Origin of the sequence: Pseudomonas sp. NA-150 (genome assembly GCF_044336365.1) — a bacterium.
In the GTDB taxonomy this organism is placed as follows: Bacteria; Pseudomonadota; Gammaproteobacteria; order Pseudomonadales; family Pseudomonadaceae; genus Aquipseudomonas.
On record NZ_CP172305.1, the window covers coordinates 6559756 to 6583782 of the forward strand.

21 protein-coding genes are annotated in these 24027 nt (G+C 59.0%); 11 read left to right on the top strand and 10 right to left on the bottom strand.

Annotated features, from left to right (window positions below):
• Positions 1–30: 30 nt before the first annotated feature.
• The 5 genes from ACF0H7_RS30545 to ACF0H7_RS30565 form a co-directional block, all read right to left on the bottom strand.
• Positions 31–612 (bottom strand): alpha/beta hydrolase, encoded by a 582-nt coding sequence (locus tag ACF0H7_RS30545; RefSeq protein ID WP_397450507.1) that lies wholly within the window; start codon positions 610–612, stop codon positions 31–33.
• Between the two features lie 296 nt (positions 613–908).
• The gene (locus ACF0H7_RS30550; RefSeq protein WP_397450508.1) at positions 909–1310 is read right to left on the bottom strand and encodes an ExbD/TolR family protein; all 402 of its coding nucleotides are present in this window, start codon (positions 1308–1310) and stop codon (positions 909–911) included.
• 1 nt (position 1311) lies between these two features.
• Complete coding sequence (locus ACF0H7_RS30555; protein WP_397450509.1) at positions 1312–2025, bottom strand: MotA/TolQ/ExbB proton channel family protein; 714 nt, start codon at positions 2023–2025, stop codon at positions 1312–1314.
• An 84-nt stretch (positions 2026–2109) separates the two neighbouring features.
• A complete protein-coding gene (locus tag ACF0H7_RS30560) occupies positions 2110–2913 on the bottom strand; it encodes an energy transducer TonB (RefSeq protein ID WP_397450510.1) in 804 nt (267 codons plus the stop codon).
• Between the two features lie 326 nt (positions 2914–3239).
• Positions 3240–4313 carry a fatty acid desaturase gene (locus ACF0H7_RS30565; RefSeq protein ID WP_397450511.1) on the bottom strand — a complete coding sequence of 358 codons (1074 nt, stop codon included), beginning with the start codon at positions 4311–4313 and terminating at the stop codon, positions 3240–3242.
• 126 nt (positions 4314–4439) lie between these two features.
• Here ACF0H7_RS30565 and ACF0H7_RS30570 point away from each other — a divergent pair, with 126 nt between their 5' ends.
• Entirely contained in the window at positions 4440–5447 is a 1008-nt protein-coding gene (locus ACF0H7_RS30570; RefSeq protein WP_397450512.1) for an AraC family transcriptional regulator, read from the top strand.
• Between the two features lie 11 nt (positions 5448–5458).
• On the opposite strand, the gene ACF0H7_RS30575 is transcribed toward ACF0H7_RS30570, so the two are convergent.
• Complete coding sequence (locus tag ACF0H7_RS30575) at positions 5459–5971, bottom strand: dihydrofolate reductase (RefSeq protein ID WP_397450513.1); 513 nt, start codon at positions 5969–5971, stop codon at positions 5459–5461.
• 76 nt (positions 5972–6047) lie between these two features.
• On the opposite strand from ACF0H7_RS30575, the gene ACF0H7_RS30580 reads away from it, so the two are divergent.
• Together ACF0H7_RS30580 and ACF0H7_RS30585 are read left to right on the top strand one after the other, a co-directional pair.
• A complete protein-coding gene (locus ACF0H7_RS30580; RefSeq protein ID WP_397450514.1) occupies positions 6048–7439 on the top strand; it encodes a DUF2868 domain-containing protein in 1392 nt (463 codons plus the stop codon).
• Positions 7432–8796, top strand: coding sequence for a GTPase/DUF3482 domain-containing protein (locus ACF0H7_RS30585; RefSeq protein WP_397450515.1), 1365 nt, complete (start codon positions 7432–7434; stop codon positions 8794–8796). The genes ACF0H7_RS30580 and ACF0H7_RS30585 overlap by 8 nt, the downstream gene beginning before the upstream one ends.
• 107 nt (positions 8797–8903) lie before the next feature.
• On the opposite strand, the gene ACF0H7_RS30590 is transcribed toward ACF0H7_RS30585, so the two are convergent.
• A complete protein-coding gene (locus tag ACF0H7_RS30590; protein WP_397450516.1) occupies positions 8904–9470 on the bottom strand; it encodes a phosphonate degradation HD-domain oxygenase in 567 nt (188 codons plus the stop codon).
• A gap of 163 nt (positions 9471–9633) precedes the next feature.
• On the opposite strand from ACF0H7_RS30590, the gene ACF0H7_RS30595 reads away from it, so the two are divergent.
• Positions 9634–10068 (top strand): YkgJ family cysteine cluster protein, encoded by a 435-nt coding sequence (locus ACF0H7_RS30595; RefSeq protein ID WP_397450517.1) that lies wholly within the window; start codon positions 9634–9636, stop codon positions 10066–10068.
• A 97-nt stretch (positions 10069–10165) separates the two neighbouring features.
• On the opposite strand, the gene typA is transcribed toward ACF0H7_RS30595, so the two are convergent.
• Positions 10166–11986 carry a translational GTPase TypA gene (gene typA / locus ACF0H7_RS30600; protein WP_397450518.1) on the bottom strand — a complete coding sequence of 607 codons (1821 nt, stop codon included), beginning with the start codon at positions 11984–11986 and terminating at the stop codon, positions 10166–10168.
• Positions 11987–12127: 141 nt separating this feature from the next.
• On the bottom strand, positions 12128–13582 hold the full coding sequence (thiI, locus tag ACF0H7_RS30605; RefSeq protein ID WP_397450519.1) for a tRNA uracil 4-sulfurtransferase ThiI: 1455 nt from the start codon (positions 13580–13582) through the stop codon (positions 12128–12130).
• Between the two features lie 332 nt (positions 13583–13914).
• Here thiI and glnA point away from each other — a divergent pair, with 332 nt between their 5' ends.
• The 7 genes from glnA to ppx all read left to right on the top strand — a co-directional run bounded on the left by glnA (position 13915) and on the right by ppx (position 21825).
• A complete protein-coding gene (gene glnA, locus ACF0H7_RS30610) occupies positions 13915–15321 on the top strand; it encodes a glutamate--ammonia ligase (protein WP_397450520.1) in 1407 nt (468 codons plus the stop codon).
• Between the two features lie 150 nt (positions 15322–15471).
• Positions 15472–16029, top strand: coding sequence for a chorismate mutase (locus ACF0H7_RS30615; RefSeq protein WP_397450521.1), 558 nt, complete (start codon positions 15472–15474; stop codon positions 16027–16029).
• 135 nt (positions 16030–16164) lie between these two features.
• Positions 16165–16683: a DUF4124 domain-containing protein gene (locus ACF0H7_RS30620; protein WP_397450522.1), complete on the top strand. Its 519-nt coding sequence runs from the start codon at positions 16165–16167 to the stop codon at positions 16681–16683.
• The gene (locus ACF0H7_RS30625; protein ID WP_397450523.1) at positions 16667–17320 is read left to right on the top strand and encodes a DUF4124 domain-containing protein; all 654 of its coding nucleotides are present in this window, start codon (positions 16667–16669) and stop codon (positions 17318–17320) included. The genes ACF0H7_RS30620 and ACF0H7_RS30625 overlap by 17 nt, the downstream gene beginning before the upstream one ends.
• A 291-nt stretch (positions 17321–17611) precedes the next feature.
• Positions 17612–18697, top strand: coding sequence for a nitrogen regulation protein NR(II) (gene glnL / locus ACF0H7_RS30630; RefSeq protein ID WP_397450524.1), 1086 nt, complete (start codon positions 17612–17614; stop codon positions 18695–18697).
• Positions 18694–20130 (top strand): nitrogen regulation protein NR(I), encoded by a 1437-nt coding sequence (gene ntrC / locus ACF0H7_RS30635; protein WP_397450525.1) that lies wholly within the window; start codon positions 18694–18696, stop codon positions 20128–20130. The genes glnL and ntrC overlap by 4 nt, the downstream gene beginning before the upstream one ends.
• A gap of 192 nt (positions 20131–20322) precedes the next feature.
• Positions 20323–21825 carry an exopolyphosphatase gene (ppx, locus tag ACF0H7_RS30640; RefSeq protein ID WP_397450526.1) on the top strand — a complete coding sequence of 501 codons (1503 nt, stop codon included), beginning with the start codon at positions 20323–20325 and terminating at the stop codon, positions 21823–21825.
• Here the strand turns inward: ppx and ppk1 are convergent.
• Positions 21812–24022 carry a polyphosphate kinase 1 gene (gene ppk1 / locus ACF0H7_RS30645; RefSeq protein ID WP_397450527.1) on the bottom strand — a complete coding sequence of 737 codons (2211 nt, stop codon included), beginning with the start codon at positions 24020–24022 and terminating at the stop codon, positions 21812–21814. The genes ppx and ppk1 overlap by 14 nt on opposite strands.
• Positions 24023–24027: the final 5 nt, after the last annotated feature.

Genomic DNA, 24027 nt, shown 5'->3' on the forward strand with positions numbered 1-24027 from the left:
GGGCTAAACAGCCCAGTCAAAATATTCAATTCAGGCGCTGCGCCGCGCGTGTTGTTCGATACGGTTCTGCAAGCGGTACAAGTAAGCGAAACCCTGTTCCCAGCGTTGATGCCCGGACTTCACATTGATGTGACCGGCGCCCCCGAGAATCCCGACTTCGGAACCCCAGTCACGCGCCAGTTCCAACGCGCGCAGGGTGCTGACGGCAGCATCGTTGTCGGAACTGACCACTTGAGTCGGGAACGGCAACAGATGCGTGGGAATCGGTGCAAAATTACGCAAGGCCGGAGGGCAGTTCGAGCGCTCGACATCCGCTGGGGCAACCAACAAAGCGCCGCGGACCTGACGCAAGGTCTGCAGCGGTGCGAGTTGCGCCCAATGGGCAACGGTGACGCAACCCAGGCTGTGAGCGATCAGAATCACCGGCGAGCTGTCAGCGGCAATGGTGCGCTGTAACTCACCCACCCAATCTTCGCAACGAGGTTTGAGCCAGTCGGCCTGCTCCACGCGCGCGCTATTGGGCAAACTGTTCTGCCAATGGGTTTGCCAGTGGTCGTCAGGCGACCCCTGCCAGCCCGGCACGATCAGATAGCGAATCGACTCGTTACGCATGGAATGCGCCTCCTGCCTGTTTACGGTCATGAGCAAAGTATAGGGATGAGAGTTATATTCGTTAAGGAATAAGAAGCTATTTGTTAAGATCTAAAATGCATATAAGGAGGAGCCTGTGTAGGAGCGCGCTTGCTCGCGATAAACTTGACGCGGTGTGTCATACACGACGCTATCGCGGGCGAGCCCGCTCCTACAGGGGGCTTCTCACAGGCAAAAAAAAGGGGCCGCCCCCTGTCCAGGAGCGACCCCGTAAAAACTGTATGACTGAAGCTTATCCAAAGACTGTTACAAAAAAACTATTTGGCAGTGATCACTGACAACTTGGTGATGCCGGCTTTTTCAATGGATGCCATCGCCCGCGCCACTTCGCCGTAATTCACGCCGTCATCGGCCTGCAACTGCACGCGTACATCCGGGTTCTTGGCCTTGGCCGCTTCCAGGTTGGTCTCCAGTAGATTGGGCTGGATTTCGTCCTTGTTGATGAACAGTTTGCCTTTTCCGTCGATGCTGACTACCAGCGGATCCTTTTGCTCGACTGGCGCTACCGATTCAGTCTTGGGCAGGTTGATCGGGATCGAGTTGGTCAGCAGTGGCGCCGTGACGATAAACACCACCAACAGCACCAACATGACATCCACCAGTGGTGTGACGTTGATTTCGCTGAGTACCTCATCCGAGTCTTGAGTCGAAAACGCCATATCAGGACGCCTCCTTCACTTTCTGCGCCTGAACCTTGTTCGCTGCTGGATGAATCAGCACGCGGAACGAGCTCTTCTGCGCCAGGCTATAGAAGTCATGGGCGAAGTCGTCGAGGTCGGCGGCGGTTAGCTTCAGGCGGCGCAGAAAATAGTTGTAAACCAGCACTGCCGGCACCGCGACGGCGATCCCCACTCCCGTCGCGACCAACGCCGCACCAATCGGACCGGCCACGGTTTCCAGGCTTGCCGACCCCGCCGCACTGATGCCCTTCAAGGCCGACATGATCCCCCAAACCGTGCCGAACAACCCGATAAAGGGCGAGGTGCTGCCGATGCTGGCGAGCACCGCCAAACCGGTTTCCAGCGAGCGACGCTCACGGACGATTTGCTGACGCAACGAGCGCTCCAGACGGTCCTGATGATTGATCGCCTGGCTCAAGTCGGCTGCATGCGGTGCCTCGCCGACTTGAATGGCCGCATAGCCGGACTGGGCCACGCGGGCGGCTGCGCCGGGTTGGCTGCCGGCCAGTTCTGCCGCCGAATCGAGGCTTGAGGCCGCCCAGAATTGCTTGTGGAACTTACGGTCCTGGGCTTTCAGTCGGGTGAACTGCACCCCTTTGAGCAAGGCCAGCCCCCACGTCGCAACGGAGAAAACGATCAGCAGCCAAATGACCGCGTGTTCAATGGAGTCGAAAGGTGAAGCAATCAGGTTCATGGCAAGGCTCTCTCTGACTAGGCGTTTGGTCTGTAGCGATGCGCCTTCTGTTCAGGTGGCCCGCGAGATAATTCGGCACTGGGTTTATTTGATTTTGAAATCGATGGGCACGCTGACCCAACCATCTTGGGCGACATCGCCTTGCTTGGCCGGGACGAAACTCCAGCGCTTGACCGCCGCCAGTGCCGCCTCGTCCAGTTGGTCATGGCCGCTGGTTTTCTGAATGTCGATTTCACCCGGTTTACCGCTGGCCAGCACATGTACCCGCAGCAACACCGTGCCTTCCCAGCCGCGCTTCATCGCCAAGGCCGGGTAATCGGGGGCCGGGTTATGCAGATAGCCGGCCCCTGCCGACGCCGGGGTCACAGGCTTGGGGGCGGCGGGCGCGGGCGGTGCCGGAGCAGCCACCGGTTGTGGCGGTGCAGGTGGCGCAGGGGGTTGCTCGATCGGTTTGGCCACTGGTTTGGGTACCGGTTTCACCACCGGTTTGGGCTTGGGAATCGGCTTCGGTGCAGGCTTGACGGCCAACTCGTCCACCACGGGTGGCGGCGGTTCGACGATGGGCTGCGGAATCGGCGGTGGTGGCGGCGTTTCAACCACCGGAGGCGCTGGCTGAGAAAACTCGATGGTCATCGGCGGAATTTCCGGCGGCACTATCGGCAGCACAGTCGGCGGGTTCTGATTGACCCAATAGATCACCGCGCCATGCAACACCAGCGCGAATACGCCGAGCAAGATCGCTTCGCGTCGGCTCAGGACGCCTTTGGGCGTGCTCTGCAACCGAGAATGCGCCAGCGGCGAGCGATGCGGCCGTCCGAGATCGACCAATTCACCGCTCGGGCGCCACAGCACCTCAAATGCGTTGGCGGTGGTTTGGACTTGGGCCATTGATCAACACTCCTGCAACGCTTCGTTATCCGTGTAGGACGAATCATTGGCATGAGTGACTTAGGTCTTAAAGTAATATTTTTCGTTATCTATAGGTCGTAATTGAATAAGAAAAATGACGCGTTGAAGAGGCTTCGTAAATAAAGGACTTGCGCGGACTTTCCAGACGATCATGCAAAATATTCATATTAAGATTTATATCGATAGGCATTAAAAATCTAGATACCGAACCCCTGTAGGAGCTGCCGAAGGCTGCGATTGGCACTCCAACGCGAAGGTCGTTCCGGCGTTATCGCAGCCTCTGGCAGCTCCTACAGGATCAGGCTTCAGCCTTGAGCAGGGCTTACAGTTTGACCAGCCACTTCTTCCTTCGGCGTAAACCGATTCGCCCGGCCAAATGTACCAAAATCATTGAATCGCACGCCCATCTCCGCCATGACCTTATGCGCCACCGAAGCCGTCATCTGCCGAATGTAGAAGGGTTCCTTGATCACGAAATGGTGAATGCCGTGGGTGCTGCCGAAGTTGAAGCAGAACGCCTGCAGCGGCCACAGCCACCACGGGTTGAGCACTTGGCATTGCTGCATCACGTTGCCCAATTCCACGTCGCCGTAGTAATGCATGTTGGAGCTGACGAAGTGCAGGCAAAACGTCCGCAGTACGTTGGGACCGACCAGCACCACCACCGCCACGTTGATCACCTGCATCATCGCCAGGGTGTTGGCAGACCACTCAATCGGCGCGCCCGTCAGGCTGGCAATGCCATTGGCCGCGTGAAAGCCGAGGAACACGTACCACGAGCCCCAGTTCAACAACGCCAACGGTGCATAAACCCGCAGCGTACGTTTGAGAATGGTGAATTTTTGCGTCCAGGTCTTGGCCCGAATCATCCGGATCAACGACGACATGATGTTGTCGCCGACCATCAGCAAGCGCGCAATACCCCACGGCTCGCCGTTAGTGATGGCGCGCTCTTCCATATCGGTTTCAGTACCCGACACCTTGTGGTGATTGATGTGCAGGTGACGGCGAATCCACGGATTGATGGTGCTCGGCCGCGCCATCCACACCAGTGCCATCATCAAATTGTGCGGAACGCGCTGCTTGCGGAAGTACATGCTGTGGATCAGGTCGTGCTCCAGTTCGTGGGTCAGCGAAGCAAGGAACGCGTTGAGCAACAGGCATATCCACCAAGCCATGTAACCGCCAATGTACAGCGCGGCGCTGGCAATCATTCCAGTCAGGGCAAAAGCCAGAATGCCCGCGCCGATGGCATCCTGGTGGTTGAGAATCGGGTAGCGTTTGCGCAGTTCATCGCCGCGCGCCATCACCACCGCGCGAATATGCGCTGATCGCTGCGACGCATTGAGTCGTTCGGGACTTGCAGAAGTACCTTGCATGCTTCCATCCTCTAGGTATTGAGTGAGCGTTATCAAAGGGGTCATCGATGGATCACACTGTGCACGAGCTAGTTCGTCACCGCCCGACCGCAAACGCCAACCTGTTGACCACAGACGCCAACCTGTATGTCTGAACCGACCACGCTCGCCAGTTGGACCCGCGCGCTGCGCAAGCAACTCGATGCCCTGGGCCTCGACAGTGCTGCACTGTGTCGCGCCGCCGGGCTCGATCCGCAGTGGATGGACGACCCCAACGCGCGCTACCCGGTGACCGCCACCACGCGCCTCTGGCAACTTGCCGTTGCGGCCAGCGGCGATCCGGCGATTGGTTTGCGGGTGTCGCGCTTCGTCAGCCCCACCACCTTCCACGCACTGGGCTACGCACTGGTAGCCAGTGGCACCTTGCGCGAGGTGTTCGAACGCATCGTGCGTTATCACCAGGTGGTCAGTGATGCGCTGACGCTGGACCTGCGCCAGACCGGCGAGCGCTATCAGTTCCGCTTTCAGGTTCCCGAGGGAGGCATAGCGCCAGCGATGGAGTCGCTGGATGCGTTCGCCGCGATCTATGTGCGCACCTGTCGCAACCGCCTGGGCCGCGACTACGCGCCGCTGGCCGTCTACTTGCAGCGCCCGAAACCGTTGGACCCACAGCCGTGGCACGACGTGTTCCGCGCGCCGGTGTTTTTCGGTGCCGAAGAGAATTTGCTGGAATTCGCCTGCCGCGACTTCGACAGCCCGCTGGAGGATGGCAACCCGGAGTTGGCCGAACACAACGAAACCGTGCTCAAGCGCACCCTTGAACAGCTCAAGCCGCTGACCTGGGAGCGACGAGTGCGCACCGCCATTGAGGCTCAATTACCGGATGGCGAGCCGTCTGCCGAGGCCATCGCACAGACCTTGCACCTGAGCCTGCGCAGCTTGCAGCGGCATCTGGCCGACGAAGGCTTTCGCTATGACTTGCTGCTCAACCAGTGCCGACAGAACCTCGCCATTCAACACATGCGCGACCCGCGCAGTACCTTGAGCGAGATCGCGTATTTGTTGGGCTTCGCCGACACCAGCAGCTTCAGCCGAGCCTTCAAGCGCTGGACCGGGATGGCGCCCAGTCAGTATCGGGAAGGGTTAGGTAGGTAACTCAGAAAGCGTTAGATTTTTTCCCACACTTCGAAGTTGTAAGCCGGCTTGCCATCCAGCGCCGGGTTTTCAGCGTTCGAGACCAGCGCCCACTGCGCAGGATCGAACTCGGGAAACCAGGCATCACCTTCCGGGCTCAGCGCGACGCGGGTCAGGTACAGACGGTCGGCCTGCGCCAAACCTTGCGCATACAACTGCGCCCCACCAATCAGCATCACTTCATCGGCGCCCTGCTCCCGCGCCCACGCTTCGGCACGGACCACGGCGGCGTCCAGCGAGGCAAACACCTCCGCACCTTCGAGCCGAAGACCTGCCTGCCGACTGACCACCAGGTTCAGCCGACCGGGCAACGGCCGACCCAGCGAATCCCAGGTCTTGCGACCCATGATGATCGGCTTGCCGAGGGTCGTCGCCTTGAAGTATTTGAAATCCCCCGGCAGATGCCAGGGCATGGAATTGTCGACGCCGATGACCCGGTTTTCACCAAGCGCGGCAATCAGGCTGAGAGGGAGATGAGTTTTCATACGCGCGAGAATACCAGAAGCGTCGCGCTTGCCCCGAGTGCGGCCGCAGAGGTTATGCTCAAGGCTGAATTCGTTAATGGAACGCCGCGTGACCGATCTGACCCCAATGGATAGCCTCTGGCTGACTGAAGCTGTGCGCTTGCGCGAAGAACACGCAGGCCCGCTGGAAGACATGGAAGCCAACCGCCGTGCTCGCGCCACTGCGGGCGATCTGCCGACCCGCATCAACAACCGAGCCCTGTGGCTGGCCGAACGCGATGGCCTGCTCAGCGCGCTGCGGCACTGGAAACAGGGCGCGCGCCTGGCGCTGCTGGTGCTGGCCATCCTTGTGGTGATCAGCGGAGCCGGCCTGGCGTTTGCCGCATTGGGCAACGGCCAGACGTCGGTCAACGTGTTCTGGGCCTTGGGCAGCCTGCTCGGGTTGAATTTGATTCTGCTGCTCAGTTGGGCGCTGGGCATGCTGTTCGCCGGTGAAAGCAGCGCAAGCCTTGGTCGACTGTGGTTGTGGCTGAGTGAGAAGCTCGCTCGCGACGCCCAGGCCGCGCAACTGGCACCGGCGCTGATTTTGTTGCTGCAACGCCGACGTTTAAATCGCTGGCTGTTGGGCATGGTGGTCAACGGTGCGTGGTTGCTGACCCTGCTCAGTGCGCTGACGTTGCTGTTGTTGCTAATGGCGACCCGGCGTTACGGCTTTGTCTGGGAAACCACGATCCTCAGCGCAGACACTTTCGTCAACGTGACTCAGGCACTCGGCGCGCTCCCGGCGCTGCTGGGCTTCAACGTGCCGACTGAAGCCATGATCCGCGCCAGTGGCGACAGCGCCTTGAGTATCGAAAGTGCGCGTCAGGCCTGGGCGTCCTGGCTGGTCGGCGTGTTGCTGGTCTATGGCATCGTCCCGCGTTTGCTGCTGGCGCTGATGTGCCTGTGGCACTGGCGGCGTGGGCGTGCGGCGTTGAGTCTCGACCTGAGCCTGCCGGGCTACAGCCAACTGCGCGAGCGCCTGATGCCCAGCAGCGAGCGTCTGGGAGTCAGCGACGCTGCGCCGGATCACTGGGATGACGTTCAGGCCGGCGGTGCCGCGACCGATAGCGAAGGTGCAGTGCTGGTCGCCATCGAGCTGGATGACCAGCGACCCTGGCCGCCTCATCTGTCGAAAACAGTGATGGACGCCGGTATCCTCGACAGCCGCGAATCGCGCCAGAAACTGCTTGATCAACTGACTCGCTTTCCACCTGCTCGCCTGGCCATCGCCTGCGATCCGCGCCGCTCGCCAGACCGTGGCAGCCTCGCGCTGATTGCCGAACTGGCCCGTTGCGCCGGCGCCGCGCGAATCTGGTTGCTGCAAGCACCCTCCGGTCAGGCGCTGGACTCGGAGCGGTTGGGTGACTGGCACTCCGCGCTGCAAAAACTGGGCATCCCCTATGCCGACAGTGCGCCACTCATGTGGCTGGAGACCGGTCATGACTAAAGCCCTGAAACTGGCGGTCGTCGGGCATACCAACGTCGGCAAGACGTCGCTGCTGCGCACCCTGACCCGGGATGTCGGTTTTGGCGAAGTCTCGCATCGCCCCAGCACTACGCGACATGTGGAAGGCGCACGGCTCTCGGTGGATGGCGAGCCGTTGCTCGAACTCTATGACACCCCGGGACTGGAAGATGCCATCGCCCTGCTCGACTATCTGGAACGTCTGGATCGCCCCGGCGAACGCCTTGATGGCCCGGCTCGCCTGGCGCGTTTTCTTGATGGCAGCGAAGCACGGCAGCGATTTGAGCAAGAAGCCAAAGTGCTGCGCCAACTGCTGGCTTCGGACGCTGGCCTTTATGTGATCGACGCCCGCGAACCGGTCTTGGCCAAGTACCGCGACGAACTGGCGGTGCTGGCCAGCTGCGGCAAACCGCTGTTGCCGGTGTTGAATTTCGTCAGCAGCGCCGAGCATCGCGAAGCGGATTGGCGCGAGGCGCTGGCACGCCTGGGGCTGCATGCGCTGGTGCGTTTCGACAGCGTCGCGCCTCCGGAAGATGGCGAACGACGCCTCTACGAAAGCCTGGCCTTGCTGCTGGAAGGCGCGCGCGATCAACTGGAGCGCTTGATTGCAGATCAGCAGGCGCAACGCGTGGTTCGGCAACACAGTGCCGCGCGATTGATCGCTGAACTATTGCTGGATTGCGCGGCATGCCGTCGCAGCGTGGCCAGCGAGTCTGGCGAGGCGCAGTTGGCCATCGACGACCTGCGTAGCGCCGTTCGCCAACGCGAGCAACGTTGCGTCGAAGCGCTGCTCAAACTGTTTGCCTTCCGCCGTGAAGACGCCGCCGCGACTGATCTGCCGTTACTGGATGGGCGTTGGGGTGACGATCTGTTCAACCCGGAAACCCTCAAGCTGCTCGGAGTGCGCGTGGGCAGTGGGATTGCCGCAGGGGCGGCAGCCGGGGCCGGGGTCGATTTATTGGTCGGCGGCATCACACTCGGGGCCGCCGCGCTGGTGGGTGCGATTGCCGGTGGCGCGTTGCAAACCGCGCGCAGCTATGGCGGACGCCTACTCGGCAAACTCAAGGGCAAGCGTGAGCTGACAGTGGATGACGCAGTGTTGCGCCTGCTCGCCTTGCGTCAGCGCCAATTGCTGCAAGCCCTGAACGTGCGCGGTCATGCGGCGATGGACAGCATTAAGCTGACTACGCCTCAAGACAAGACCTGGCGCGAAGGCAAACTCCCCGACGCGTTGCACAAGGCTCGGGCGCATCCGCAATGGTCTTCACTGAATCCGCAGGCGAAGTTGAGCCAGGCGGAAAGGCAGGAGCAAATCGAATCGCTCGCCAAACACCTGTAGGAGCTGCCGCAGGCTGCGATAAGGTCCGCAGGACCTTCAAAAGATCAATCGCCACGACTGGTTCCCGGCCGATCGCAGCCTTCGGCAGCTCCTACATTTGCTTTCCGTCACTCAGGGATCAACAGCTTCAACGCCTTGCGCTTGAGCAGTTCCAGATCAATCACCGGCACATGCATCTCCTTTGCCCATTCGTCCCACTGACGCATGCGCAAGCTGACCTTGCACAGCGGGTCCAGCTCAAAGGCGTCGGCCTCGGCGGGGGTCATCACTCCGCCCTGGTACTCCAGGGTACGGCGGCTGGCATCGCTGAGTTGCTCGTAGTACCCAGGCTGCCGAAGCGTCAGATAACGCTTGGCCTGAACGTGGTACTCCACCAGCTTGGCGACACGCTCACTGAAACCGCACGTGCGCAGGTAGTCGGCACCCACGCGCTCGTGGCTCATCACGCCGTAGCCGCCCATGTGCTGAGCATCCGGATCGTGCCCGCAAATGTGGCCGATATCGTGGAAAAAGGCGGCCAACACCACCTCATCATCGTAGTTTTCCGCCATCGCCAATTGCGCCGACTGCGACATGTGCTCAATCTGCGACACCGGCTCGCCGATGTATTCGGTGTTGCCGTGGGCCTGATACAAGGCAAAAACCTCGGCCACTACCTGCTCTGCGTTGTGCATGTTCCACTTCCGCTATTTAAAGAAGGACATGCTGCCGAGGCCATGCGAACACCTGATGACAATTGGCTAAAAAACAACCGATAGTCGTATTGGTAATTTTTGCTTACGCGAAATCCGTCAGCCCCGGTATGATCGCGCGCCCGATACACCCGGAATTGAACAGATGAAATCCAACTTGATCGCCGCCGCAGAACTCGACCGAGTCGACACCTGGGCCAAATACTCCGCCAACATGTGCGGCGGCTGCGTGTCCAGTTGCTGCACCTTGCCTGTGGAAGTGAAGGTCAAAGACTTGATCCGCATCGGGTTGGTCGATGAGTTCGAGCGTGGCGATCCAGAGAAGAACATCGCCAAACGCCTGCAAAAAGAAGGCATCGTCGAGCGTTACAACCAGAAAACCGGTATTTTTACCCTGCAGCGCATGAGCAACAATGATTGCCTGTACCTGGATCGCAAGAGCCGGTTCTGCACCATCTACGACAAGCGTCCGGACACCTGCCGCAACCATCCGAAAGTCGGGCCGCGTCCAGGGTACTGCGCGTATGTGCCGAAGGCCGAAGTGCGCAAGCCGCCTGAAGAGAAAGTCTTTATTTTCTGATGCGACCAAAATACAGGGTTTGTTGTATTTCCTTCAGACAAACAAAAACGCCCCCGACCTTGCGGTCGGGGGCGTTTTTTTATGCGTTACAACTTAATCAGTTGCCGCTTTTCTTGGCAGCGCGGGTACGCTCGCTTTCGCCAAGAATTTTCTTACGCAGGCGGATCGACTTTGGAGTCACTTCGCAGAGTTCGTCTTCTTGTACGAATTCCAGCGCTTGTTCCAGAGTGAAACGGATAGGCGGAACCAGAGCGATGGTTTCGTCTTTACCGGAAGCACGCATGTTGTCGAGCTTCTTGCCTTTGGTTGGGTTGACGCCCAGGTCGTTGTCGCGGCTGTTGATGCCGACGATTTGACCTTCGTACACGTCTTCACCGTGACCCAGGAACAGCTTGCCACGCGCTTGCAGAGTTTCCAGCGAGTAGGTCAGAGCCTTACCGGTAGCAACCGACACCAGCACGCCGTTCTGACGACCGGACATATCGCCGGACTTCATCACGTCGTAACGGTCGAAGATCGAGGTCAGGATGCCTGCACCGGAGGTCAGGGTCAGGAACTCGTTACGGAAACCGATCAAGCCGCGAGCCGGGATGTTGTATTCAAGGCGCACACGGCCCTTGCCATCCGGAACCATGTTGGTCAGGTCGCCTTTACGGATACCGATCTGTTCCATGATCGAGCCTTGCGACTCTTCTGGCAGGTCGATGGTGACGTTTTCGTACGGTTCGTGCTTAACGCCGTCAACCATACGAATGATCACTTCAGGACGACCAACACCCATTTCGAAGCCTTCGCGACGCATGGTTTCGATCAGTACCGAGAGGTGCAGCTCACCACGGCCAGAGACTTTGAACTTGTCGGCGGTATCGCCTTCTTCAACGCGCAGAGCAACGTTGAACAGCAGTTCTTTGTCCAGACGTTCCTTGATGTTACGGCTGGTGACGAACTTGCCTTCTTTACCGCAGAAAGGCGAGTCGTTTACCTGGAAGGTCATGGAAACGGTTGGTTCGTCAACGGTCAGCGGCTTCATCGCTTCGACGTTCAGTGGGTCGCACAGAGTGTCGGAGATGAACAGCTGGTCGAAGCCGCTGATGCAGACGATGTCGCCGGCAGCTGCTTCATCAACGTCGATACGGTGCAGACCGTGGTGACCCATCAGCTTGAGGATACGACCGTTACGCTTCTTGCCGTCAACGTCGATAGCCACAACCGGAGTGTTTGGCTTGACGCGACCACGAGCGATACGGCCAACGCCGATAACACCCAGGAAGCTGTTGTAGTCCAGTGCCGAGATTTGCATCTGGAACGGACCGTCGCGGTCGACTTTCGGCGCTGGTACGTTGTCGACGATCGACTGGTACAGCGGGGTCATGTCTTCAGCCATGTCGGTGTGTTCCAGACCGGCAATGCCGTTCAGGGCCGAGGCGTAGACCACTTTGAAGTCCAGCTGTTCTTCGGTAGCACCCAGGTTGTCGAACAGGTCGAAGATCTGATCCAGAACCCAATCCGGACGCGCGCCTGGACGGTCAACCTTGTTGATGACCACGATTGGACGCAGGCCGGCTTCGAAAGCCTTCTTGGTCACGAAACGGGTTTGCGGCATAGGGCCGTCTTGAGCGTCAACCAGCAGCAGAACGGAGTCAACCATCGACATCACGCGCTCTACTTCACCACCGAAGTCAGCGTGGCCCGGGGTGTCTACGATGTTGATGTGGTAGCCATTCCAGTTGATCGCGGTGTTCTTCGCGAGAATGGTAATACCGCGCTCTTTCTCCTGGTCGTTGGAGTCCATCACGCGCTCGTCGTTGAGCTCGTTGCGCTCCAGAGTGCCGGATTGGCGCAAGAGTTTGTCTACCAGGGTGGTCTTACCATGGTCAACGTGAGCAATGATGGCGATGTTGCGTAGATTTTCGATCACTTGTGTATCTCGATCAGAGGATTCGGTCAGCTGACTAATTGTAGGCAGCTATTAACAGTAGAGTCGGCGAAAGCCATGACGGCTTGACGACTGGCGTCGGGGGGCCGGTGACGCAGGCCACAGGCAAACAGCCCCGGGCACTTAGCTCGGTCGATAAACGCGCACATTGGCATGCCCCTCACTGAGCAAATGGTGAGCATGCAGGCGACTCATCACGCCTTTGTCGCAATACAACAGGTACTGGCGAGCCTCATCCAGTTCCTTGAAGCGGCTGTTCAGTGCATAGAACGGCAGCGTCTGTATTTCAATGCCAGGCAACTCCAGCGGTTCGTCATGCTGAGCATCCGGGTGACGGATGTCGATGATGACCTGACCGGCCAGTGCTTCACTGACTTCCTCGATTTCAATGTCCTGGCCCAATTCGTCGATCACGCGATCGATCGGTACCAGCTTGGCACGCTCGAGCGCTCGCTCGAGAATCGCCATATCAAACTGCTGTTCTTCATACTCCACGCGGTTGCGCTTGGCGTGGGTCTTGGGGTTGACCGAGATCACCCCGCAATACTCAGGCATGTGGCGGGCAAATTCTGCGCTGCCGATTTCAGTGGCCTGATCGATGATGTCCTGCTTGTGGCTGGCGATCAGCGGGCGCAGTACCAGCTTGTCGGTGGCCGAGTCGATCAGCGACAGGTTAGGCAGCGTCTGGCTGGAAACCTGGGAGATCGCCTCACCCGTCACCAGCACATCGATGTCGAGTCGTTCGGCGATATTTGTCGCCGCGCGCAACATCATACGCTTCAACACTACACCCATATGACTGTTATCGACTTTTTCGAGAATTTCTCCCAAAACTTCTTCAAACGGGACGCTAACAAACAGCACGCGTTGCGAGCTGCCGTACTTCTTCCACAGGAAGTGAGCGACTTCCATCACCCCCAATTCGTGGGCGCGGCCGCCGAGATTGAAGAAGCAGAAGTGGCTCATAAGCCCACGGCGCATGATCTGGTAAGCGGCCACGGTGGAATCGAAACCACCCGACATCAATACCAGGGTCTGCTCCAGCGAACCGAGCGGGTAACCGCCGATGCTGTTGTGCTGGCTGTGAATCACGAACAACCGTTGGTCGCGAATTTCCATGCGCACTTCGATTTCGGGTGCTTTCAGGGAAATACCCGCCGCGCCACACTGCTGGCGAAGCTGGCTGCCAACGTATTTTTCGACGTCCATCGAGCTGAAACTGTGTTTGCCGGCACGCTTGCAACGCACCGAGAACACTTTGCCGGTCAGCTCGCTGCCGTAGTGTTGCTTGCACTTGGCGACGATGTCATCCATGTCGCCGAGCGGGTATTCATCGACCTGCAGGAAATGCGCGATGCCCGGCATGCAACTCAGGCGCTCGGTCATCTCTTGCAAGGCTTTCGGCTCGCTGACCCGGGTCTCGACCTCGAGATTGTCCCACACGCCATCCACCACCAACGCCGGGTCCAGATCACGGAGCACGACACGGATGTTCTTGGCCAACTGGCGGATGAATTTCTTGCGCACCGGCCGGCTTTTGATAGTGATTTCGGGAAAGACTTTTACGATTAGTTTCATGTAAACAGCGCGCGAGGTGCCAGCCGAAAAAGAGGGGGCGGAATTATAGCGGAAATTGCTCAAGGTTTAACCAATTATCGTACGAGCAATATTCATCGCACCAAAATCGAACACGCCCACAATTTAAAGCCCCATATCGGTGCATGCGTTTCTTTTTTTCCCAGCTTAAATGCCTCGTACGCCTGAATTTTCGGCAAAAAACCCATCTCAGGGCACTGGCATGCAATTTGCTCCCTTGTGAGGCAGGTTGCCTTGGCAGATATTCGCGCCCGGCATCACCCAAATTCTAAGGGCCAAACCACTACCTGGCCCGAAGCCACCCGGAGGACACTATGTCGAAGTCGGTTCAACTCATCAAAGATCATGACGTCAAGTGGATTGATCTGCGCTTCACTGATACTAAAGGCACGCAGCACCACGTGACCATGCCGGCGCGCGATGCGCTGGACGAAGAATTCTTTGAAATTGGCAAAATGTTCGACGGCTCCTCTATTGCTGGCTGGAAAGGCATCGAAGCGTCGGACATGATCCTGATGCCAGACGACAGCACTGCCGTCCTCGATCCGTTCACCGAAGAACCAACCCTGATCCTGGTTTGCGACATCATCGAACCTTCGACCATGCAAGGCTATGACCGCGACCCACGCGCCATCGCTCACCGTGCCGAGGAATACCTGAAGTCCACTGGTATCGGCGACACCGTTTTCGTTGGTCCAGAGCCAGAGTTCTTCATCTTCGACGAAGTGAAGTTCAAGTCTGACATCTCCGGCTCCATGTTCAAGATCTACTCGGAGCAAGGTTCGTGGATGTCCGACCAGGACGTCGAAGGCGGCAACAAAGGCCACCGTCCAGGTGTGAAAGGCGGTTACTTCCCGGTTCCTCCGTTCGACCACGACCACGAAATCCGTACCTCCATGTGTAATGCCATGGAAGAAATGGGTCTGGTCATCGAAGTTCACCACCACGAAGTGGCGACTGCCGGTCAGAACGAAATCGGTGTGAAGTTCAACACCCTGGTTAAAAAGGCTGACGAAGTTCAGACCCTGAAGTACTGCGTACACAACGTGGCTGATGCCTACGGCCGTACCGCTACCTTCATGCCTAAGCCGCTTTACGGCGATAACGGTTCGGGTATGCACGTTCACCTGTCCATCGCTAAAGATGGCAAGAACACCTTCGCTGGCGAAGGCTATGCCGGCCTGTCCGACACTGCCCTGTTCTTCATCGGCGGTATCATCAAGCACGGTAAGGCACTGAACGGTTTCACCAACCCGTCGACCAACTCCTACAAGCGTCTGGTCCCAGGTTTCGAAGCTCCGGTAATGCTGGCCTACTCGGCTCGTAACCGTTCCGCTTCGATCCGTATTCCTTACGTGTCGAGCCCTAAAGCTCGCCGTATCGAAGCGCGCTTCCCGGATCCAGCAGCTAACCCGTACCTGGGCTTCGCTGCACTGTTGATGGCTGGCCTGGACGGCATCCAGAACAAGATCCACCCTGGCGACGCAGCTGACAAAAACCTGTACGACCTGCCGCCTGAAGAGGCGAAAGAGATCCCACAAGTTTGCGGCAGCCTGAAAGAAGCCCTGGAAGAGCTGGACAAAGGTCGTGCATTCCTGACCAAAGGCGGCGTTTTCAGCGACGATTTCATCGACGCGTACATCGCTCTGAAAAGCGAAGAAGAAATCAAAGTACGTACCTTCGTACACCCACTGGAATACGAGCTGTACTACAGCTGCTAATCCAGTCGCGCCTGCGCAAGCGGCGTAACAAGAGGCCTCCTTCGGGAGGCCTTTTTTATGTCGGGTGTTTTTTTACAATCCAGCACTGGCGCAGGGCATCGCTTGTGGCGTTAACTCGGCGCCTTAGCATTTCTCGTCAGAGATCCACCCATGTCCAGACTTCAGCGGCTTTTACCTCTTTTAGCCATCGTCCTCAGCGCCAGCGCTGCAGCGGCACAGGCTCCCGCATCACTGGCACCACTGATCGCAAGCATCAACGAGCGCCTGACCATCGCCGATCAGGTTGCCCTGACCAAATGGGACAGCGGCAAACCGATCCAGGACAGCGCGCGGGAACAGCAAGTCATCGGCAACGCCGCCAAGCTGGCGCCGAACTTCGGCCTCGATAACGACGACGTCAGTCAGTTCCTGGCGGCACAAATCGAAGCCAATAAACTGGTGCAGTACGCGCTGTTGGCCAAATGGCATGCATCGGGAAGTGCGCCAAAAACGGCGAGGCCCGACCTGGTCAATCAGATCCGCCCACAGCTCGATGAGCTCCAAATGCGCTTGTTGAAAAACTATGCCGATTTCACGCCCTATCGCGCGTACCCGTCTTGTGCGAGTTGGCTGACGAAGGCGGTCAAACATTCTGGCAAAGACCCGATCCATCAAATGGCTCTAATCCGGGCAACGGGCGAACTGTGCATCGCCAAACCGCAGGCTTAGTGTTCTATGCTGAATTGAACTGTAGGAGCCAACTTGTTGGCGAGCGGCTTGATTCGGTATGTCAGGCATACCGCCTCGCGAACAAGTTCGCTCCTACAGATGATTCGTGTTAACCCCCACACCACCGGAGCCTTCATGCGTCGAAGCCTTATCTATCTGCTGCTATTGACCGCCTTGCCCGCCACCGCGCAGATTTATAAATACACCGACGCCAATGGCAACACAGCCTTCAGCAGCCAGCCACCCAATGGCGAACCCAGCGAGACCGTGGAGTTGCCGCCGCTCAACAGCGTGGACAGCAAAAAGCCAATCGCACCACCCGCCCCCACCAGCACTCAGCAGAGCCAACCACAGGGCGCGTACAGCCTTCTGGAGCTCGGCGAGCTGCCGACCGAAGAAGCGTTGCGCGCCAATAACGGCACCTTCACCGTCGGCGTGCAGATTCAACCGCGCCTTCTGCCGGGACAGCTCTTGCAATTGGTGGTCGATGGCACCGCTTACGGCCAGCCGAGCAACGTGCCGAGGTTGCAGGTGGTGAACCTTGATCGCGGCGAACACAGTCTCGCGGTTCGGGTGGTCGCGGGTGAAACGGTCATTCAGCAAAGCTCAACCCTTACAGTAACGGTGCAGCGAGTCCATGTCGGTAAACCTTGAATCCCCGCTTCGCACCCTACTGGTGAAAGGACTGCTGGTGTGCCTGCTGCTGATTAGCGGGTCGGCGTCGGCCGAGGTCTACAGCTACGTCGATGCCCAGGGCAATCGCGTGTTCACCGACCGACCGCACAGTGGCGCCAAGCGCGTGGAAATCCTGCCCAGCAACAGCATGAATCAGCCTACGACTAAAACCGTCGCCAAGGCCAAGCCGCCGATAGCCAAACCCGGCCCGCTGTTTCACTACGATCTGTTGCGGATTCTGGTGCCCGAGCCGGACGCCACTATCCGCAATATCGCTGGAGACCTGATCGTCAGCATCAACAGCGATCCTGTCCTGCAAAACGCCCACAGCTATCGCCTGTTGCTGGACGGTAAACCCTTCGGTGAGCCCGGCCGCAGCCCGGTGTTTCCGCTGACCAATATTGATCGCGGCACCCACCAACTGGCCGTCGAGATTCTCGATGAATCAGGGCGTATGCTGGAACGCACGCCCACTCAGGACTTTCATATGCTGCGCATTAGCCTGGCGCAGAAACGACTGGCGCAACCCTGTACTGAAGAAGATTACGGGGTCAGGCCCGAATGTCCTCTGGCAGACAAGCCAAAAGATCCGATCGGCATCTTTCACTTCTTTTGACGCCTGAACGACAACGCTCACTATTGGTGCAGTAATTTTTCCCTGAATTGGCCGGATAGCCCATTTTGGTTCAAAAAATCTCGAGCAACGCCACATCAGGTAGCGTCTCGTCCAAAAAAAGCCCGATTTTGCAGGTTTAGCGCTTCTTTTCGGAGCCTTGGTTTGGTTTTTGCAGATTCAGTCCATCTGCACCGTATCAGCGGCTTAGCCAAGGCTGGCAAAGACCACCCCGGACCTGCGATCCAGGTCCCGATCAGGGTTGCAATGTGCCAAAAGAGGTCAACTACGTTTATGACTATCAGTGACGCGCTGCACCGGCTGTTACTCGACAACCTGACCACTGCCACCATTCTGCTCAATGCCGACCTGCGCCTTGAATACATGAACCCGGCAGCCGAAATGCTGCTGGCGATCAGCGGCCAGCGCAGTCACGGGCAATTCATCAGCGAGCTGTTCACTGAATCCGTCGAAGCGCTGAATTCCCTGCGTCAGGCCGTGGAGCAAGCGCATCCGTTCACCAAGCGCGAAGCCATGCTTACGGCGCTGACCGGGCAGACACTGACCGTCGATTACGCCGTAACGCCGATCCTCAGCCAGGGCAACACCATGCTGCTGCTGGAGGTTCATCCGCGTGATCGCTTGCTGCGCATCACCAAGGAAGAAGCCCAGCTGTCCAAGCAGGAAACCACCAAGATGCTGGTGCGCGGTCTGGCCCACGAGATCAAGAACCCGCTTGGCGGGATTCGCGGCGCCGCTCAACTGCTGGCACGTGAACTGCCCGAGGAAAGCCTCAAGGACTACACCAACGTCATCATCGAAGAGGCCGACCGCCTGCGTAACCTGGTCGACCGCATGCTTGGCTCGAACAAACTGCCCATCCTGGCCATGACCAACGTGCATGAAGTGCTCGAACGCGTGTGCAGCCTGGTGGAAGCTGAAAGCCAAGGCTGCATTACCCTGGTGCGCGATTACGACCCAAGCATTCCCGATGTGCTGATCGACCGCGAGCAAATGATCCAGGCCGTGCTCAATATCGTGCGCAACGCGATGCAAGCCATCAGCGGCCAGAACGAATTGCGCCTGGGCCGGATCAGCCTGCGCACCCGCGCCATGCGTCAGTTCACCATCGGTCATGTTCGCCATCGTCTGGTGAGCAAGATCGAAATCATCGACAACGGCCCGGGCATCCCGGCCGATCTTCAAGAAACCATCTTTTATCCCATGGTCAGCGGTCGCCCGGACGGAACCGGACTTGGCCTTGCGATAACCCAGAACATCATTAGTCAGCACCAAGGGCTGATCGAGTGTGACAGCCATCCCGGCCATACCACGTTCTCGATCTTCTTGCCGCTGGAACAAGGAGCAGCGTCGTCATGAGCCGTAGTGAAACTGTCTGGATCGTCGATGACGACCGTTCCATCCGCTGGGTGCTGGAAAAAGCCTTGCAACAAGAAGGCATGACCACCCAGAGCTTCGACAGCGCCGATGGCGTTATGAGCCGCCTGGCTCGCCAGCAGCCTGACGTGATCATCTCCGACATCCGCATGCCCGGCACCAGTGGCCTGGACTTGCTGGCGCGCATCCGCGAGCAACACCCGCGCCTGCCAGTGATCATCATGACCGCGCACTCCGACCTGGACAGCGCCGTGGCGTCGTATCAAGGCGGTGCGTTTGAATACCTGCCCAAGCCGTTCGATGTCGACGAGGCGGTTTCGCTGGTCAAGCGTGCCAACCTGCACGCTCAAGAACAGCAAGGGATGGAAGCCCCGCCGGCCCTGACCCGCACCCCGGAAATCATCGGCGAAGCGCCGGCGATGCAGGAAGTGTTTCGCGCCATCGGACGCTTGAGCCACTCCAACATCACCGTGCTGATCAACGGCGAGTCGGGCACCGGTAAAGAATTGGTCGCCCACGCCCTGCACCGCCACAGTCCGCGCGCGGCTTCGCCGTTCATTGCGCTGAACATGGCGGCGATTCCCAAGGACTTGATGGAATCCGAGCTGTTCGGCCATGAAAAAGGCGCCTTTACCGGCGCGGCCAACCTGCGGCGCGGGCGTTTCGAACAGGCCGACGGCGGCACGTTGTTCCTCGACGAAATCGGTGACATGCCGGCCGACACCCAAACGCGCCTGCTGCGGGTATTGGCTGACGGCGAGTTCTACCGTGTCGGTGGGCATACGCCGGTCAAGGTCGACGTGCGAATCATCGCTGCGACTCACCAGAATCTGGAAACCCTGGTTCAGGCCGGCAAATTCCGTGAGGACTTGTTCCACCGTCTGAACGTGATCCGCATTCATATTCCACGGATGTCCGACCGTCGCGAAGACATTCCGACCCTGGCCAAGCACTTCCTGGCTCGCGCTGCGCAGGAGTTGGCGGTCGAGCCGAAGCTGCTCAAAGCCGAAACCGAGGAATACCTCAAACACCTGCCATGGCCGGGTAACGTGCGTCAGCTGGAGAACACCTGCCGCTGGATCACCGTGATGGCGTCCGGTCGTGAAGTGCATATCAGCGACCTTCCGCCTGAACTGCTGAGCCTGCCGCACGACGCGGCGCCGGTGACCAACTGGGAACAAGCCCTGCGTCAATGGGCCGACCAGGCACTGGCACGCGGTCAATCCAGCCTGCTGGACAGCGCGGTACCGACGTTCGAACGGATCATGATCGAAACCGCCCTCAAACACACCGCCGGCCGCCGTCGCGACGCCGCTGTGTTGCTGGGCTGGGGCCGCAACACTTTGACCCGCAAGATCAAGGAACTGGGCATGAAGATCGATGGCGGGGATGACGACGAGGGGGATGAGGGCTGACACATTCCTGTAGGAGCGGGCTTGTTGGATCGCCGCACCACCGCGATCCGCTTGACGCAGTGAATCAGGCATTCCGCCATCGCGGGCAAGCCCGCTCCTACAGCGGTATCAAGGCCATCCCTTACGCTTCGCGTTGGCGGCGGAGATGGTTCGTGGCACGATGACAAGGTTATCGACTGAGACTCTTTGATCATGCCGCAATCCCCAGCCAAGAATCTGTCCCTGATCGCCGCCATCGACTTGGGCTCCAACAGCTTCCACATGGTCGTTGCCAAAGCCAATCTTGGCGAAATCCGCATTCTGGAGCGGCTCGGCGAGAAGGTTCAGCTGGCGGCCGGGATCACCGAAGAGCGCCAGCTGACTGAAGAGTCCATGCAGCGCGGGCTCGACTGCCTCAAGCGCTTTGCCCAACTGATCAATGGTATGGAGCCTGGCGCGGTACGCATCGTCGGCACCAACGCCCTGCGTGAAGCACGCAATCGTAACGAGTTTATTCGCCGTGCCGAAGAAATCCTCGGCCATCCGGTGGAAGTGATTTCCGGCCGTGAAGAAGCGCGCCTGATCTACCTTGGCGTTTCCCACACACTGGCCGACACCCCCGGCAAGCGTCTGGTGACCGACATCGGCGGCGGCAGTACCGAATTCATCATTGGCCAGCGCTTCGAACCACTGCTGCGCGAAAGCCTGCAGATGGGCTGCGTCAGCTTCACCCAACGCTACTTCAAAGACGGCAAGATCACTCCGGCTCGTTACGCCCAGGCCTATACCGCTGCGCGCCTGGAAATCATGAGCATCGAGCACGCGCTGCATCGCCTGACCTGGGATGAAGCCATCGGTTCGTCCGGGACCATTCGCGCCATTGGCCTGGCCCTCAAGGCAGGCGGTCACGGCTCCGGCGAGGTCAACGCCGAAGGTCTGGCGTGGCTCAAGCGCAAGCTGATCAAACTGGGTGACGTGGAGAAAATCGATTTTGACGGCATCAAGCCTGACCGTCGGGCAATCTTCCCGGCCGGGCTGGCGATTCTCGAGGCGATCTTCGATTCGCTGGAGCTGGCCCGCATGGACCACTGTGAAGGCGCGCTGCGCGAAGGCGTGCTGTATGACCTGATGGGCCGCCATCATCACGAAGACGTCCGTGAACGCACTCTGAGCTCGCTGATGGAGCGTTACCACGTCGACGTGGAACAAGCTGCCCGTGTCGAGCGAAAAGCCCTGCACGCGCTTGAGCAGGTCGCTGCGGCCTGGGACCTGGAAGACGATCTGTATCGCGAGCTGCTGAGCTGGGGCGCGAAGGTCCACGAGGTGGGTCTGGACATCGCTCACTATCAGTACCACAAGCACGGTGCTTACCTGATCGAGCACTCGGACCTGGCCGGTTTCTCCCGCGAAGACCAGCAAATGCTGGCGCTGCTGGTGCGTGGCCACCGGCGCAATATTCCCAAGGACAAGTTCGCCGAGTTTGGCGGTGAAGGCATCAAGCTGATTCGCCTGTGCGTGTTGCTGCGCTTTGCGATTCTGTTCCACCACATTCGCGGCACCCAAGAGATGCCGCAAGTGGTGCTGTACGCCAACGGCCAGAACCTGGACGTGCTGTTCCCGGATGGCTGGCTGGAAAACAACCAGCTGACTCAGGCCGACTTCGCGCTTGAAGCGGAGTGGCTGACCCGAGTCAATATCGTCCTCAGCGTACGCTGAGCAGCGGGTTGCTCAGGCGCTCGAGCAGGGTTGCCTGAGCGCTGCGCGGGTTCTGGTTGCCGGTCGGCGTGCTGCGCGTGTAGCGGCCGTCCGAGTGCAGGATCCAGGCGTGGGTGTTGTCCGTCAGGTAACTTTCCAGCTCCTTCTTGACCCGCAGAATCAACTTTTTGCCCTCGACCGGGAAGCAGGTCTCGACGCGCTTGTCGAGGTTGCGCTCCATCCAGTCGGCGCTGGACAGGAACATCTGTTCCTCGCCGCCATTAAGGAAGTAGAACACCCGCGTGTGCTCCAGGAAGCGGCCGATGATCGAGCGCACGTGGATGTTGTGCGAAACACCGGCAATCCCCGGTCGCAGGCAGCACATGCCACGCACCACCAGGTCAATACGAACCCCGGACTGGCTGGCCTTGTACAGCGCGCGGATAATCTTCGGATCGGTCAGCGAGTTGAACTTGGCGATGATGTGCGCCGGCTTGCCCTCGATCGCGAACTGCATCTCGCGGGCGATCATGTCGAGCATGCCTTTCTTCAGGGTGAACGGCGCGTGCAGCAACTTCTTCATGCGCAACGTCTTACCCATGCCGATCAACTGACTGAACAGTTTGCCGACGTCTTCGCACAAGGCATCGTCGGAGGTCAGCAGGCTGTAGTCGGTATACAGGCGAGCGTTGCCGGCATGATAGTTACCGGTGCCCAAGTGCGCGTAACGCACGATCTCGCCCGCTTCACGACGCAGGATCAGCATCATCTTGGCGTGGGTCTTGAAGCCGACTACCCCGTAGATCACCACTGCACCCGCCGCTTGTAGGCGGCTGGCCAGTTGCAGGTTGGATTCTTCGTCGAATCGCGCACGCAATTCGATCACCGCAGTCACTTCTTTACCGTTACGCGCGGCATCGACCAGCGCATCAACGATTTCCGAGTTGGCGCCGCTGCGGTACAGGGTCTGACGGACGGCCAGCACGTGCGGGTCTTTCGCCGCCTGACGCAGCAAATCAACCACTGGCGTAAACGATTCGAATGGGTGCAGCAGCAGAATGTCCTGCTTGCTGATCACGTTGAAAATGTTCTCGCTGTTCTGCAGCAATTTCGGAATCGCTGGCGTGAACGGCGTGTACTGCAGCTCCGGGTGGCTGTCCAGACCGGTGATGCTGAACAGACGCGTGAGGTTCACCGGACCGTTGACCTGGTACAGCTCGGTCTCGCTCAGGCTGAATTGCTTAAGCAAGTAGTCGGACAGGTGTTTCGGGCAGGTATCGGCCACTTCCAGACGCACCGCATCACCGTAACGCCGTGAGAACAGCTCACCACGCAGGGCGCGGGCCAAGTCTTCGACGTCTTCGGAATCGAGCGCAAGGTCGGCGTTTCGGGTCAGGCGGAATTGGTAGCAGCCCTTGACCTTCATGCCCTGGAACAAGTCATCGGCGTGGGCGTGAATCATGGACGACAGGAACACGTAGTTGTCCCCTGCGCCGCCGACTTCTTCCGGCACCTTGATCACGCGCGGCAGCAGACGCGGCGCCGGGATGATCGCCAGACCAGAATCGCGACCAAAGGCGTCGATACCTTCCAGTTCAACGATGAAGTTCAGGCTCTTGTTCACCAACAGCGGGAACGGGTGTGTCGGGTCGAGGCCGATCGGGGTGATGATCGGCGCGATCTCGTCACGGAAATAACGACGGACCCACGCCTTGAGCTTGGCCGTCCAGTAGCGACGACGAATGAAGCGGACCTGATGCTTTTCCAGCTCCGGCAACAGAATGTCGTTGAGGATCGCGTATTGGCGATCGACGTGACCATGAACCAGTTCGCTGATCCGCGCCAGCGCCTGGTGCGGTTGCAGACCATCCGCGCCCGCCTGTTCGCGAGCGAAGGTGATCTGTTTCTTCAGACCGGCGACACGAATTTCGAAGAACTCATCGAGGTTGCTGGAAAAGATCAGCAGAAACTTCAGCCGCTCCAGCAACGGGTAGGACTCGTCGAGTGCCTGTTCCAGTACACGAATGTTGAACTGCAATTGCGACAGTTCGCGATGGATGTACAGGCCGCTGTCGTCCAGGTTGGCGACAACAGGGTGTGTCACAGGAGCCGGCGGCGCCTCGGGGACGGGCACCACTTCGATGCTCGGCTCAACCACGGGTTGAGCGTCCTCGACGGCAATCTGAACAGCTGCTTCGGTGAGTCCTTCCGTATTCATGGGTG